This is a genomic window from Thalassospira sp. Z349TD_5 (genome assembly GCF_056173045.1).
On the sequence record NZ_CM149654.1, the window covers coordinates 1,033,432 to 1,047,369 of the forward strand.

Genomic DNA, 13,938 nt, shown 5'->3' on the forward strand with positions numbered 1-13,938 from the left:
GTGCGTTTTGTTTCACGCACCAAGCGTGTAATTTGAAGTTGCAACACCGTGAAAAATCGCGCTTATCATGGCGTTCGGCTGCCACCACTGCCGGTCACAAAAACACTCTTTGGAAACGCGCCCCATGGTTCCCTTCCTCGGCGAAGCCGCCGCTTTTAGTGCCGCCCTGTGCTGGGCGACATCAAGCATGATTTTTTCCAATGTCGGCGGGAAAGTCGGGGCGCAAACGGTTAACCGTGGGCGGTTGGCCTGTTCGATTTTCTGCCTGACGATCCTGCACTGGGTGATGGAAGGCCAGCCGTGGCCCAATGCGGTGACATGGGAACAGTTTGGCTGGCTATCGCTGTCATCCATCCTCGGCCTTGTGATTGGCGATGCCATGCTGTTTCAGGCGTTTGTCATGCTGGGCGCAAGGCTTTCGATGTTGTTGATGTCAACCGTGCCGATCATGGGGGCGGTGTTGGCCTGGGTGTTGTTTGATGAAATCCTCATACCAATTGAAATTGCCGGTATTGCCTGCGGGGTCGGTGGCGTTTTGCTGGTGATTGTCGGTAAAAAAGGCCGTCCGGTGGGATTGGCCGGGCGCAATTATGTGGTTGGTATTCTGTTTGGTCTTGGCGGGGCGATTGGTCAGGTCAGCAATCTGATCACGGCCAAATATGCCCTGATCGGCGGCTATTCTGCCCTGTCGGCAACATGGATCAGGACCATGGTGGCGGTGATTGCCATGTGGGGCTTTGCGCTTTTGCTTGGCCGGGGGCGCCGGACTGTGACCGCCTGTATTGCGCCTGATGTCGGCAAATGGCTGTTTCTGGGGGCGTTGATCGGACCGGCGGTGGGGGTGTGGTTATCGATGCTGGCGGTGCAAAATGCCAATGTCGGGATCGCCTCGACCTTAATGGCGCTGCCGCCAGTGATCCTGATTGTCTTTGAAGGGGCGATCTTGCGCAAACCGGTCGGCTGGCAGGCGGTCATGGGTACCTGCCTTGCCTTTTGCGGTGTTGCGCTTTTGTTTATGCACTGATGTGTGATGGGCTGACCTTACGTTGGTTTGACCCGCCGGGACCACAGGAACACACCGCCAAAAAGATTGACCAAAAAACTCATACCAAACAGAGCACCTGCCCAAACGGGCAAATCAAACAGGGCGGATGTTCCACGTAACGATGTATGCGGTTTCGTGTGGCTGGCTTTGGTCGCCGTTGCGTCGTTGGGGCCGAGTTCGGGTGCATGATGGGTTAGGTTGACGATATGTCCCATGCCATCGGCAACCTTGATCTGCCAGCCGTTTGAAAGTGCGCCGGATATATCTTCGCCGATCGTTTCGCGATCAATCCCAAAGGCAAAATGCCCAGTCCGGTCGGTGCGGGCTTTCTGCCATGTTTTGCCATTCGGGCCGGTTACCACGACCTCGGCAAAGGCCATTGGCGTCCCGTCGGTATAGCCAAAGCGATAATTAATTGTATGACGATTGTCTGTAACCTGCCATCCGGCCCCGTGGGCATGTGCGGTTGACGACCCTGCAAAAAGCAGGGCCGTCAACGCCATTACCACAGCGGGCAGCGGTTTGATCATTTGTATGACTATTTGTCTTGCCACTCGTCTGACCTTTGAGAACATCGATTTAATCGGCGACATTAAAGGTCAGGGTCGCCCGCAGGTTATGACCGCGAATACCTTGTTCCTGATCCGAAACATCGGTCGCAACCCGCACCACCCACATGCCCGGCGCACTGATGCGGACCTTGGCAATGCCGCTGCCGCGTTCATCGGTCAGTGTTTCACTGGCATAGGCCCATGACGACGGCGTGTCGGTAAAGCCGCCATAGGTCGCCAATACCGTGGTTGTCAGGGGCTGCCCATCAAGCAGGATCTGGAACGTCGCATCCTGACCGATCGCGGTATTGCGTGGATCAGAAAGCGGGACAATTTCAAGTTTATCGCCAACCGGGGTTCTGACGAAATCATCGGCGGAATCGTCGGAAGTCGCGCCAACCAGATGTTTGGCAAATTTTTCATAGCGAACCGCGGCAATCGCATCGGCATGTTGATCAAGACCGCCTTCCTGCCAACCATCGGGAGTCTGTGACCAGACAACGGGCAGACGATGTGCCGATAGCCATGCTGCGGTGTCAGGAACATCAAACGTCCCGATCAGATTAGGGGCGTCGGGGTTGATTTTGAAATCAAGGGCCGTTTTCTGATCGCGCGTGATCAAAGTCGCACTAAGATGCTTGGCGGCTTCGGCTTCTTCTGGGGTGCTGAAAATATGGCTCGAATCCAGCGTGAAAGTCGCCCTATCGCCCGGTTTGACATCGATTGGGCTGCTGGTTGTGGTGAATTCGTGGGCGGTTGCCACACCGCTCAAAATACAGCCAAGGGCGGCAATAATCACACCGGGTGCGAACTTTGATTGAAACATCTGCTATCCTTTGGGAAATTAGGTCTATAGAAAAGGAAGTATGAACTTTTCAAATTTGTTCATACGAGTCAAGCCGATGATTTTGAAAAGGGAATTGTGATGACCCGCGTCACCGTATCGATTGAAGATGATTTGATGGAGGCCTTTGATGCCTTTCTTAATCAGCGCGGCTATACCAACCGATCCGAAGGGTTTCGCGACCTGATCCGTGAAAAACTGCAAAACACCAAGCTTGCTGAAGATGCAAACGGGGTGGGGATTGCGGTCTTAAATTATGTGTATGATCACGAAGAACGCATGCTGGCATCTCGCCTGATGAGCACCCAGCACGAACATCATAATTTAACGGTCTCGACAGTTCATTTTCACATTGATCATGATACCTGCCTTGAAAGCGTGACACTGCGCGGCAGCCTTGCCGAAATTCGTGCCTTTGCCGATAAGGTTCTGGCCCAGCCCGGTGTGCGCCATGGTGAACTTTACTCCGTGCCCGGCGAGATGCATGTGGAATCCCATCACCACGGCGGGGATCATCATGGGCATGCGCATAAGCACGAACATCTGAAAATCACGACGTAATTTCCTTATTTTCCGCAGCATCACGGTATGGTGGGGCATGAGAGGGCGGTCAATACGGGGGTGTTTGATCCAAATATTCGGACCCGCAAATGAGAACAAACTTGCAACATCGAAAATTCTATGTAAATGTTCGCATTATGTTCTCAAGCGCTCTGCTGGCGTGCACAGGCAATTCAATCTGTTAAGGCAGCAGGCTTCTTAAGCGGTGGCGTTCCGCATTTAGGTCCGGGGAACCGCCTGCGTTGCATCCTACCCGGCCCTGTGGAATAAGAGAGTTCGAGCAATGATTCAGACCGCGCTGCATTTGGTGGATAAGGATACTATGGATAAGCAGAAGGCACTCGAAGCCGCCCTCGGGCAGATTGAACGCGCATTTGGCAAGGGCTCGATTATGAAGCTCGGCCAGCGTGATAGCGGCATTGATATTTCCGCAATTTCAAGCGGTTCGCTTGGGCTGGATATCGGGTTGGGCATTGGTGGCTTGCCGCGCGGCCGTATTGTTGAAATTTACGGTCCGGAAAGTTCGGGTAAGACCACATTGGCCCTGCACACCATCGCCGAAGCCCAGAAACTTGGCGGCACCTGTGCGTTTGTCGATGCGGAACACGCGCTTGATCCGGGATATGCCCGTAAATTGGGTGTGAATACCGACGAATTGCTAATTTCGCAGCCAGATGCCGGTGAGCAAGCTCTTGAAATCGCCGATACGCTGGTGCGTTCCGGGGCGATTGATGTTCTGGTTGTCGATTCGGTTGCTGCCCTTGTGCCGCGCGCCGAACTTGAAGGCGAAATGGGCGACACCCACGTTGGCCTGCAGGCCCGTTTGATGAGCCAGGCGCTGCGTAAACTGACCAGTTCGGTTTCGCGGTCGAACTGCATGGTGATCTTCATCAACCAGATCCGTATGAAGATCGGTGTGATGTTTGGTAGCCCGGAAACCACATCGGGTGGTAACGCGCTTAAGTTTTATGCGTCTGTCCGACTTGATATTCGCCGCATCGGTCAGATCAAGGACCGTGACGAGGTCGTGGGCAACCAGACCCGTGTCAAAGTTGTTAAAAACAAAATGGCACCGCCGTTCAAACAGGTCGAATTCGATATCATGTACGGCGAAGGTATCTCCAAGATGGGTGAAATCCTTGATCTTGGTGTTAAGGCCGGCATTGTCGAGAAGTCAGGTTCGTGGTTCTCCTATAACTCGACCCGTATCGGGCAGGGCCGTGAAAACGCCAAGACTTTCCTGCGTGAGAATCCGGAAATGACCAACGAAATCGAAGCCAGCATTCGCGAGAGTGCCGGTCTGATTTCCGAGGCGATGACCAATATGAAAGAAGATGATCCGTCAAACGACGATTGATCTTCTTTGATCTACGACACAAAAACGGGCGTGCTTTGGGTGCGCCCGTTTTTTTGTGTCGAGGTGTCTGGGGGCTGATTACTGTGAGATGCTGGTTTGCTGTGTCACGGTTGAATGGCTTTGCCATTTGGTTGGCGTGCTGCCGGTGATACGCAGGAATTCGCGATTGAAATTTGACTTGGTATTAAAGCCACTTGCCAGCATGGCGGTGGTGACGTTCTGCCCCGTTTCCAATTCCCGGCAGGCATGTTCAATGCGCAGCTTGTTGATATAGCGCGACACGTTTTCGCCAGTGACAAGATTAATCGCGGTTGAAACCTGCTTAAGCGGAAAGCCCAAACGCCGCGCCAACCGTGCCAGCGTCAGATCAGGATCAAGATAAAGCTTCTTGCCAATGACCAGTGCTTCAAGCTGTTCCATGATGGCGTGAACGGGCACATCCTCATTGGCTTTATGAGGCGCGTTTTCCTGTCGGTGCATTCCGGTCGTGTTTGATGGGGCATCATATTCATCACCGTCCCCCTCAACAGGTTCGGTGACGATGTCGGGCGACAAGCATAAAAAACCGATCATCAAGAGCGCCGCAGATGAAAAAACGCTCAAAATCAGGCCTGGCGCCCCGCGGTAGCCATAGCTGAGCGCAAGTGTGATGCAAATGTCGCTGACCGCGGATGCGATCAGCGCAATGGCAATGATCCGCCAGATCACAGCCGGAAAATGCCCAGATGCCAGCCGCGTATTGGCAAGGTCATCGCTGTGACGATGCAGCATCACAAGGATTGCCACCCCATAGCCGACAAATATCACGACAAGCAAAGCGTCGATGGTATCCGGAAAGGCCAATACGGCACATGCCATCACAACCGGGATCAGAAAATGAAGAAGATCACGGGATTTGCGTTGCGATCTTATCGCGCCATCAAGGAAGGCGACCCACGCCAATGCTGGGATCAGTGATGCGGTGATCGGTTGGAGCAAGCGTAACTCGCTGACCCCGTAATATTGCACAACCGATACCGTCACACTTTGGCATGCACAGGCCAAAAGCAACGCCGCCAAAAGCCGGGGCGTCTCGGTGAACAGGGTTGCACGCAAGAATAAAAACCCCAGCAGCAGGGCCACAATCATCGGAACGGGTAAAACGATCATCGACGTTTAATCAACTTATCAACCATGTCCCAAAACCGGTTTTGCGTGTCCTAAAACCGGTTCGAGGACGCCACACCGGCTAAACCGGCGCAATTTCAAACCGTTGAACATTAAAACACGGATTGAAATCATGAAACATGTAACTTCTGCGATGCTTCTGGCCTTGGGGCTGGGTCTTTTTGCCGCCGCGACATCCATGCCTGCCACGGCCGGACAAGACATTGCCGGGTATGATCGGTTCGACGTGCAGGCTGCCCACCGGGCCAGACCGCTTGCAGCATCAATCTGGTATCCTGCGGGCAGTCACATATATGTGGCCCCGGTCGGCAAAAGTGCGATCTGGCAAAGTACGAATGCCGGTATCGGGGCAGCAATCGAACCGGGGAAACATCCGCTCATTTTGCTGTCGCATGGATCGGGGGGCAATATGGATGGGATCGGCTGGCTGTCATCGCAACTGGCATTGCGTGGTGCGATTGTTTTGGCGGTTAATCACCCCGGTACCACCACAGGCGACTCATCCCCACGCCGAACGATGTATCTGGGGCAACGTTCGGCGGATGTCACAGCCGCCCTTGATCAGGTTCTCGCCAATCCTGAGTTTGCGCCCTATATCGACACCAACAACATATCTGCCGTCGGGTTCTCACTTGGCGGGACAACAGTTCTTAATCTTGCCGGGATGCAGTTTGATCGCGCTGCTTACCGCGACTATTGCGTTAAATATCAAGACAGCGCGCAAGATTGCATTTTCTATAAAAAGGGCGGGGTGGATTTCGCGCATTTGCCCGACGATTTCACAAACGGTTATCGCGACACGCGGATTAGCAAAACCGTCGCAATCGAACCGGGAATGTCCTTTGCCGTCAAACCCGACAGTCTGGCCAATGTGTCAAATCCCGTGCTGTTTATCAAGCTGGGCAAAGAGCACGGCTGGCTGGCGGGGGATGTCAGTGCGTCGGGAAGCAACCTTGTCGCAAAGGTAAAAGATGCATCCTTGGCGGTGTTTGCCCCAGCCTATCACCTGACATTTCTGGCGGAATGTGAACCCGGTGCCGCCAAGCTTCTTGAAGAAATGGACGATGATCCGATTTGCACGGACCCGGTGGGAACTGATCGCAGTTTGGTCCACCGGCAGGTTGCCGATGAAATCGCGACATTCCTTGGTTTGCAGTAAACATCCTGTGGGGGCTGTAGCCCAACCCATGCGATTAAGAGAACTGAAGCGGGTGTGCCTTGCGCACGCCCGTTCTTTTTATGTGTCAAAGATACGGATTAAACACCCAGAGATTCACGTGCCCCAAAATGATCACGATTGGTGTAAGGCAATAGAAAACCTATGATTTTACCTGCCTTAATCTTGCCAAATCAACAACTTGGCAGTGGGGAGTGGAACAAGTTTGCAACTGCCCCGTTTGTTTAGTGTGAACAGTTTAATCAATACAAACATCTGCAAGCAAACAGGAGCAAACAAGATGTCTGATATTATGAAAAAGATTTTCGCCATTGCAATGATTTCAGGTATGGGGCTCGGCCTTGCCGCCTGTGAAACTGCAGATGGCTTTGGTCAGGACGTTGAAGATGCTGGCGAAGCCATTCAGGAAGAAGCTGAGTAAGTCATTCATTCTTCCGTGCGTTGAGTTTGATCGCACCATGCCGGTGTGATCCCGTTCCGTTGGGGCGGGGAATAAAACGCACACAGTAAGGAGAAAGTTATGTTGGGTTGGGCAATCTTTTGTCTGGTTCTTGCCCTGATCGCCGCCGTTCTTGGTTTTGGTGGTCTGGCCGGGACATTCGTTGGAATTGCAAAGATACTGTTCTTTGTCTTTATCGTGCTGTTCCTCGTTTCACTTCTGGTCAATGCGTTGCGTGGGCGCGGCCCACCTGTCTGATCAGGTGCAAAAATAACACGAGCAAACCAGAACGGGCGTGCTACGGCGCGCCCGTTTTGCTGTCTGCCCATTGGGCAAATACCAAGTAAACAGTTGCCAGTTGCATGCTCCGGGGACAATATAACAACCTGATTTTTGCCGCTTTTAAGCATCATCAATCGTGTATAAACTTGGTTGAGCACGAAGCTTCGTGGCTTCAAAATCAACATGTCGTTAAAGGCAGGAGCAAAGAGACGATGTCGGTCCTTGTAAAACGTATTTTGGCGCTGGCGCTGATTGCCGGTTTTGGTATGTCACTTGCCGCGTGTGAAACCGCAGCCGGTTTTGGCCGTGATGTTGAAAAACTGGGTGAGCAGATTCAGGAAGGCACCAACTAGGCATTCGTTGATACATACGGTTTCCAAAGGGTTTGGCCGTGATCACCTGCTATCTGAAATACATCATTGACGGGCATAAGATCCCCGAGTTTGAGGATTATGCCCGTCGCTGGATTCCCATCGTCAATCGCATGGGCGGCACCCATCACGGCTATTTCCTGCCCCACGAAGGGGCAAGCAACATCGCCTATGCGCTGTTTAGCTTCCCAAGCCTTGCGGCCTATGAGGATTATCGCAACCGCATGGCCGATGACGGGGAATGCGTTGCAACGCTTGATCTTGAAAAACGAAACCGCAGCATCATCAGCTATGAACGCAGTTTTATGCGCCCGGTTCTTGAATGAGTTTTGACGGTTTTTTTGGTTCAGATGACCTCTAACAGTCACAAGATAGTTGAGACTGCGCGTCTGGTCCTCTCACCTGCACGTTTGGCGGATATAAAACAGCTATATGCGTTCCTTGGTGACCCGGTTGCGATGCAGTTTACCCATGTTGACGTAACGTTTCCGGCCTGTCGGAAACGTGTTCTGGTCCATGAATGGTTTCGACGTCGTGATGGCTTTGCGCCTTGGGTGATCCGCGAAAAGACAGATCAGGCCATCATTGGCTGGGGCGGTCTTTACATTGATCCATTTGATACGGGATGGGGGCCGGAAGTCGGTTATTACTTCCATCCCGATGTCTGGGGGCATGGATTTGCAACGGAGCTTATGGATGCATCGCTTCGTCTGGCCCGGCATGAACATGGCTTGTCTAAGCTGACTGCATTTGCCCATCCAGAAAATCTGGCGTCGCAAGGATTACTGGAAAAATTCGGGTTTGAGAGAACTGATTTTATCGCAAAGATGAACCGATATCGCTTTAAACGCGTCTTTTCGACGGTTACCTCGCCCCCCGACTGGACAGCGCAGGGCCGAGCCGCTAAATAGGGCAGTCCTGCCCGCGGTGTTGCGGGTGTGTTTGTTCCGCGTTTTCCGGGTTGGAGAGATATGCAGACCGTTAATGATATCCGCACCACGTTTCTGGAGTTCTTCCGCAAGAACGGCCATGAAGTTGTTTCATCCAGCCCGCTGGTGCCGCGCAATGACCCCACCCTGATGTTCACCAACGCCGGGATGGTTCAATTCAAGAACGTTTTCACCGGTCAGGAACAGCGCGACTATTCGCGCGCGACCACGTCGCAGAAATGCGTACGCGCCGGGGGCAAGCATAACGACCTTGAAAATGTCGGACGGACCGCGCGCCACCACACCTTTTTTGAAATGCTCGGCAACTTTTCGTTTGGCGATTATTTCAAGGAAAACGCAATTGAATTTGCCTGGAACCTGATCACCAAGGAATATGGCCTCCCGGCAGACAAGCTGCTGGTGACTGTCTATCACACCGATGACGAGGCCTATTCGCTTTGGAAAAAGATCGCTGGTCTTCCTGATGACCGCATCATTCGCATTCCGACATCCGATAACTTCTGGTCGATGGGGGATACCGGTCCGTGTGGCCCGTGTTCGGAAATCTTCTTTGACCATGGCGAGCATATCTGGGGTGGTCCTCCGGGCAGTGCGGATGAAGACGGCGACCGGTTTATTGAAATCTGGAATCTTGTCTTTATGCAGTATGAACAGATGGCAAATGGTGATCGGGTCGATCTGCCAAAACCATCGATTGATACCGGCATGGGTCTTGAGCGTATTGCCGCAGTTTTGCAGGGCAAGCACGACAACTATGACATTGATCTGATGCGCGCCTTGGTCGAAGCATCGGCTGATTTCACCAATACCGATCCTGATGGGCTGCATAATGTGTCGCACCGCGTGGTTGCCGACCATCTGCGTTCCACCAGCTTCCTGATTGCCGATGGTGTTTTGCCGTCCAATGCCGGTCGCGGGAACGTTCTGCGCCGGATCATGCGCCGTGCCATGCGCCATCTTCATATGGTCGGAACGCAAGACCCGGTAATGTATGAACTGGTGCCAGCACTGGTGCGCAAAATGGGCGGTGCCTTCCCGGAACTGGTACGTGCACAGGCCTTGATCGAAGAAACGCTCAAGCTTGAAGAGCAGGGCTTTAAAACCATGCTCGATCGCGGGCTTAAGATGCTTGACGATGCGACCGATGGCATGGACGAAGGCGCAATCCTTTCGGGCGATGTTGCGTTCAAGCTTTATGACACCTATGGCTTCCCGCTTGATCTGACGGCTGATGCGCTCAAAGAACGCAAAATCGGCATTGACGAAGACGGCTTTAGCACCGCCATGGAAGAACAAAAGGCCAAGGCGCGTGCCGCATGGTCTGGTTCGGGCGAAGCGGCAACCGAAGAAGTCTGGTTTGATATTCAGGACCGCGATGGTGCGACAGAATTCCTCGGCTATGAAACAGAAACCGCCGAAGGTGTGGTCACGGCCCTGATCAAGGATGGTGCCGAAGTTAAATCTGCTGCCAAGGGCGACGAAATTGCCCTTGTTGCCAATCAGACGACCTTCTTTGGTGAGTCCGGTGGCCAGCAGGGCGATTCTGGCATCATCAAAACCGAAGCCGGTGCGGTGATTGAAATCAGCGCGACGCAGAAAAAGCTCGGCACCTTGCATGTCCATCTTGGCGAAGTGATTGAGGGCTACGTCAAAGTTGGCGATGCGGCGGAATTCCGCGTTGATCATGCGCGCCGATCCTCGCTGCGCGCCAACCACTCGGCAACCCATTTGCTGCATGCGGTGATGCGCAAACATCTTGGCGATCATGTGACCCAGAAAGGGTCGCTGGTGGCAAATGATCGCCTGCGCTTTGACGTGTCGCATCCCAAACCGGTCACGGCCGAGCAGGCCGCGGTGATTGAAACCGATGTCAACCGCCTGATCCGCGAAAACAGTGAAGTATCAACCCGTTTGATGACGCCCGATGAGGCGATTGAACTGGGGGCTATGGCGCTGTTTGGTGAAAAATACGGCGATGAAGTCCGTGTGGTTTCGATGGGCCTGCCTGAGGCCAACGAACATGCCTATTCGCTGGAACTTTGCGGTGGTACGCATGTCAAACGCACCGGCGATATCGGCATGTTCAAAATCGTTTCCGAAGGCGCGGTTTCAAGCGGTGTACGCCGTATCGAAGCCCTGACCGGATCGGACGCGGCCAATTATATGGCCGCACGCGAAAACGTGCTGAGCACGGTGGCCGCCGACCTTAAAGCAGCCCCCGAAGATGTCCCGGCCCGTGTGAAGGCGCTTGTCGATGAACGGCGCCGTCTGGAACGCGAAGTTTCCGACCTTCGTAAAAAGCTGGCAACCGCAGGATCGGCTGAGGCATCGGGTGGCGATGCCTTTAAGGACGTTAACGGCGTTAAAATGGCCCTGCGTGCGCTTGACGGTATTCCGGCCAAGGAACTCAAAGGCATGGTTGATGAGCTGCGCGATCAGATGGGATCGGGCATCGTTGCCCTGATTTCCAACGATGGTGGCAAGGCATCTATCGTGGTCGGCCTGACCGAAGACCTCAAAGGCACATACAGTGCTGTTGATCTGGTGCGCATCGGTGTTGAAAAACTCGGTGGCAAAGGTGGCGGTGGCCGCCCGGACATGGCGCAGGGCGGTGGTTCAGACCCATCGCAGGCGGACGCCGCACTGGCCGCGATTGAAGCCCATATCGCAGGCTGATTTTACAGGACGATAGTTAGAAACCCCTCGTCAGTAAGGCGAGGGGTTTTTTCATGCTGGACGTACTTAGGGTTGTGTACCATAGTCTTTTCAGGGCAAGAGTGCTGCTTTTGTGGGGGAATCAATGGACTGGCTTACTTTTATTGCAGATATAGTTGCGAGCATCGTTTGGCCAGTTTCCTTAGGCTTGATAGTTGTCTTCCTCATTAATCGCTCATCAAAGTGGCTTCCCTATGTTAGGCAGATTAAATATCAGGGGCTTGAGGTTGAATTCAGGGAACTACAAGAAAAGATGGATCGGGCTGGTCTTGTGAATGACCCGAGTTACCAGTTCATAGACGATGACAAGGTAATTCAGTTAGCCAAGATCGATACTAGAGCAGCGGTGTCTCATATATGGGTTTCTTTGGAAGAAAAGATAATCCAATTGATTCAACATAATGGATTAATACGATTCACAACGCCGCTGAAGTTCGTTCATGTTCTGAGAAGCAAAAAGAAAATTTCAGAACAAGAGCTGGAAGTCTTTGACGGTATGAGACAGCTCAGAAACCATAGTTTGCATCCGTATGGTGGGGACGCACCAACATTAGATGAAGTTTTTGCATTCCGAGATTTTGCTTCCGCTTTCTCTCAACGTTTGGAAGAAATCAGGCAGGAGGAAGGCTATATCGAGCTTCCTTAATGCAATCCTCTAATAACCCAAACTTCGTTCTGATTTTAACTAACTGCCACCCTATATTCATTCCCGCTGCCGCGATGAAGATCGCAATAGCGTCGATGATTTGACCGACATCTAGGCGATAGCCTAAAGGCGATCACATTGACAATGACGGTGAGAACCGAGATCAGCATCAAGGTACCAACACAAACCTGAATAAGCGCGATCAGACGAGGTGGGGTGCTGTTTGAGCTTTGAGTGATGATGGCGGTCGTCGCCCAAAAAATGCGGCATGCCGCCGCTTATCTGGGTCAATGATTGATGTGGGCGGTCACACAAACGGACCAAATGATCGGGTTAGGCCGTTCTCTTGCGCAAGATGCATTTAACAGCGCGTTCCACAGCCTGACGGTCTGATGCTTCGGGGATGTCACGTGCGGCAGCATGGTCGATCAATTTTGCATGGCGACATAGAATATCACGTTGCTCGGTGTTTTCGGTCAAGCCAATCAGGCTTTCAAGCACTTCGGCCATCGGCAGCAAAACATCGGGCTTTGCCGTGGCGGCTTGCCGGATTTGGTTAAAGGCCGCGCCGAGCATGCCGCCAAAATCGGGAAGGTAGCCGTAAAGGCGGTTCTGATCATCGTCATCCTTCCACAACCCGACAGGGTAATGAAAAGACATTGCCTTTGGCAGGGCGCGACCCAGACGGTAAATCACGGCAATGGCGGTAAAGGGATCATTGATCCCCGGGGACAGGGCGCGCAAGGCGATTTCAACAAGTTGGCGCAGGGCAAACTCGATATCAAGCATCTCGGTGCGTTGATTGCCGATCATGATGTGTTTGGCGGTGTCTTCCTGACAAGCCGACATATCGATGTGTGATGCGCCCTCATCGTCAGGGGATTTGATTTTACCTATGGTTTCGCCTTTAATGACGTGCTGTCCGGCGTGGACAATCAGCGCGATGGCGATGTCGTGTTTGATCGCGACATCACGTAGATGATCGTAATCCAGTCCCTGCACATAGCCCGATTTTGCGGCGATGATAGCGCTAACATCGTTGATATCGGTGCTTTCGGGCAGGGTGCAGTGATCTTTTTGGGCGGCCTCAATCGGGTCTTTAAGGGTATCGAGGGCAGAAGAAATTGTGTCTTCAAGGTTGCTGCCAACCCGGTGAATGACCTGATCGGCGACAATCGATCGTCCGAGATTATGGACAAACAGAATCAGCACAAACAGGCAGACCACAAAAAGCCCGATGGCCGACATGGTTGCGATTTGCGGAACCTGATCGGGTTGGGTTGCACCCCCCATGATGACAAGCACGCCGATGAAAAACAGGATTGATCCGACAAAGCAACCAATCGCGTTTTGGGTTTTAGGATCACCCATGAAATTGCGAATGGTTCGGGGGCCAAGGGACCCGGCGGCCAAGGTCAGGACAACCATCGTGATTGAAAGTGCAAACGTCGTCATGGTGACAAGGGTCGCCAGCAAGGTCGATATCAAATCGCGTGCGGTTTCGGTGGTGCTAAACTGCGGCCAGAAGTCGGGCAGGCTTGCCGCAATGTCCGCAGCGGTAACACGCACAGAGAGCAGGGCCAGAATAACGCCGCCAAACGCATAGAGCAGTGGAGTGAACCAAAGGCTGTGACTTAGAAATTCCCATATTCGGATGAAGCGTTGGAACATTTCGAAACAGCCCCGTTCTTTTTGCTGCAGCCCAAAGAACTGCGGGTGAGAGGAATGAGTACCTTACTTTAAACGTTCGATGAGAAAATCAGTTCCCTTGTCGGTGTATTATATACCCGACACCCCTTCGTGCGGTCTTGTAATTCTAATGGGCCGAGCGAT

The 13,938-nt window shown here is 52.9% G+C and carries 15 protein-coding genes; 11 read left to right on the forward strand and 4 right to left on the reverse strand.

Features of this window, described 5'->3' with window-relative positions; translation table 11 throughout:
• The first annotated feature begins 124 nt into the window (after positions 1 to 124).
• A complete protein-coding gene (locus AC0VXT_RS04590) occupies positions 125 to 1,024 on the forward strand; it encodes a DMT family transporter (RefSeq protein ID WP_475547680.1) in 900 nt (299 codons plus the stop codon).
• Between the two features lie 17 nt (positions 1,025 to 1,041).
• Here the strand turns inward: AC0VXT_RS04590 and AC0VXT_RS04595 are convergent, their stop codons facing one another.
• Both AC0VXT_RS04595 and AC0VXT_RS04600 read right to left on the reverse strand, forming a co-directional pair.
• Positions 1,042 to 1,575: a hypothetical protein gene (locus AC0VXT_RS04595; protein WP_475547681.1), complete on the reverse strand. Its 534-nt coding sequence runs from the start codon at positions 1,573 to 1,575 to the stop codon at positions 1,042 to 1,044.
• Positions 1,576 to 1,624: 49 nt separating this feature from the next.
• Entirely contained in the window at positions 1,625 to 2,422 is a 798-nt protein-coding gene (locus tag AC0VXT_RS04600; protein ID WP_475547682.1) for a DUF4198 domain-containing protein, read from the reverse strand.
• A gap of 99 nt (positions 2,423 to 2,521) precedes the next feature.
• Between AC0VXT_RS04600 and nikR the strand changes: the two genes are divergently transcribed.
• Together nikR and recA are read left to right on the forward strand one after the other, a co-directional pair.
• Entirely contained in the window at positions 2,522 to 3,001 is a 480-nt protein-coding gene (gene nikR, locus AC0VXT_RS04605; RefSeq protein ID WP_022731914.1) for a nickel-responsive transcriptional regulator NikR, read from the forward strand.
• Positions 3,002 to 3,284: 283 nt separating this feature from the next.
• Positions 3,285 to 4,358 carry a recombinase RecA gene (recA, locus tag AC0VXT_RS04610; protein WP_022731915.1) on the forward strand — a complete coding sequence of 358 codons (1,074 nt, stop codon included), beginning with the start codon at positions 3,285 to 3,287 and terminating at the stop codon, positions 4,356 to 4,358.
• A gap of 78 nt (positions 4,359 to 4,436) precedes the next feature.
• Here the strand turns inward: recA and AC0VXT_RS04615 are convergent, their stop codons facing one another.
• Entirely contained in the window at positions 4,437 to 5,507 is a 1,071-nt protein-coding gene (locus tag AC0VXT_RS04615; protein ID WP_475547683.1) for a helix-turn-helix domain-containing protein, read from the reverse strand.
• Positions 5,508 to 5,637: 130 nt separating this feature from the next.
• Between AC0VXT_RS04615 and AC0VXT_RS04620 the strand changes: the two genes are divergently transcribed.
• The 8 genes from AC0VXT_RS04620 (at position 5,638) to AC0VXT_RS04655 (ending at position 12,105) form a co-directional block, all read left to right on the forward strand.
• Entirely contained in the window at positions 5,638 to 6,684 is a 1,047-nt protein-coding gene (locus AC0VXT_RS04620; protein ID WP_475547684.1) for an alpha/beta hydrolase family protein, read from the forward strand.
• Positions 6,685 to 6,982: 298 nt separating this feature from the next.
• On the forward strand, positions 6,983 to 7,123 hold the full coding sequence (locus AC0VXT_RS04625) for an entericidin A/B family lipoprotein (RefSeq protein WP_022731918.1): 141 nt from the start codon (positions 6,983 to 6,985) through the stop codon (positions 7,121 to 7,123).
• A 99-nt stretch (positions 7,124 to 7,222) separates the two neighbouring features.
• Positions 7,223 to 7,399, forward strand: coding sequence for a DUF1328 domain-containing protein (locus tag AC0VXT_RS04630; protein WP_022731919.1), 177 nt, complete (start codon positions 7,223 to 7,225; stop codon positions 7,397 to 7,399).
• A gap of 236 nt (positions 7,400 to 7,635) precedes the next feature.
• Positions 7,636 to 7,776, forward strand: a complete 141-nt coding sequence (locus AC0VXT_RS04635; protein WP_028791480.1) for an entericidin A/B family lipoprotein — start codon at positions 7,636 to 7,638, stop codon at positions 7,774 to 7,776.
• 38 nt (positions 7,777 to 7,814) lie between these two features.
• Positions 7,815 to 8,120, forward strand: a complete 306-nt coding sequence (locus AC0VXT_RS04640) for an NIPSNAP family protein (protein WP_412776980.1) — start codon at positions 7,815 to 7,817, stop codon at positions 8,118 to 8,120.
• Between the two features lie 24 nt (positions 8,121 to 8,144).
• Positions 8,145 to 8,705: a GNAT family N-acetyltransferase gene (locus AC0VXT_RS04645; protein WP_475547685.1), complete on the forward strand. Its 561-nt coding sequence runs from the start codon at positions 8,145 to 8,147 to the stop codon at positions 8,703 to 8,705.
• A 60-nt stretch (positions 8,706 to 8,765) separates the two neighbouring features.
• The gene (gene alaS, locus AC0VXT_RS04650) at positions 8,766 to 11,420 is read left to right on the forward strand and encodes an alanine--tRNA ligase (protein ID WP_475547686.1); all 2,655 of its coding nucleotides are present in this window, start codon (positions 8,766 to 8,768) and stop codon (positions 11,418 to 11,420) included.
• Between the two features lie 124 nt (positions 11,421 to 11,544).
• Positions 11,545 to 12,105, forward strand: coding sequence for a hypothetical protein (locus AC0VXT_RS04655; protein WP_475547687.1), 561 nt, complete (start codon positions 11,545 to 11,547; stop codon positions 12,103 to 12,105).
• Positions 12,106 to 12,438: 333 nt separating this feature from the next.
• Here AC0VXT_RS04655 and AC0VXT_RS04660 read toward each other — a convergent pair whose 3' ends face one another.
• Positions 12,439 to 13,776: a DUF2254 domain-containing protein gene (locus AC0VXT_RS04660; protein WP_475547688.1), complete on the reverse strand. Its 1,338-nt coding sequence runs from the start codon at positions 13,774 to 13,776 to the stop codon at positions 12,439 to 12,441.
• Between the last annotated feature and the right edge of the window lie 162 nt (positions 13,777 to 13,938).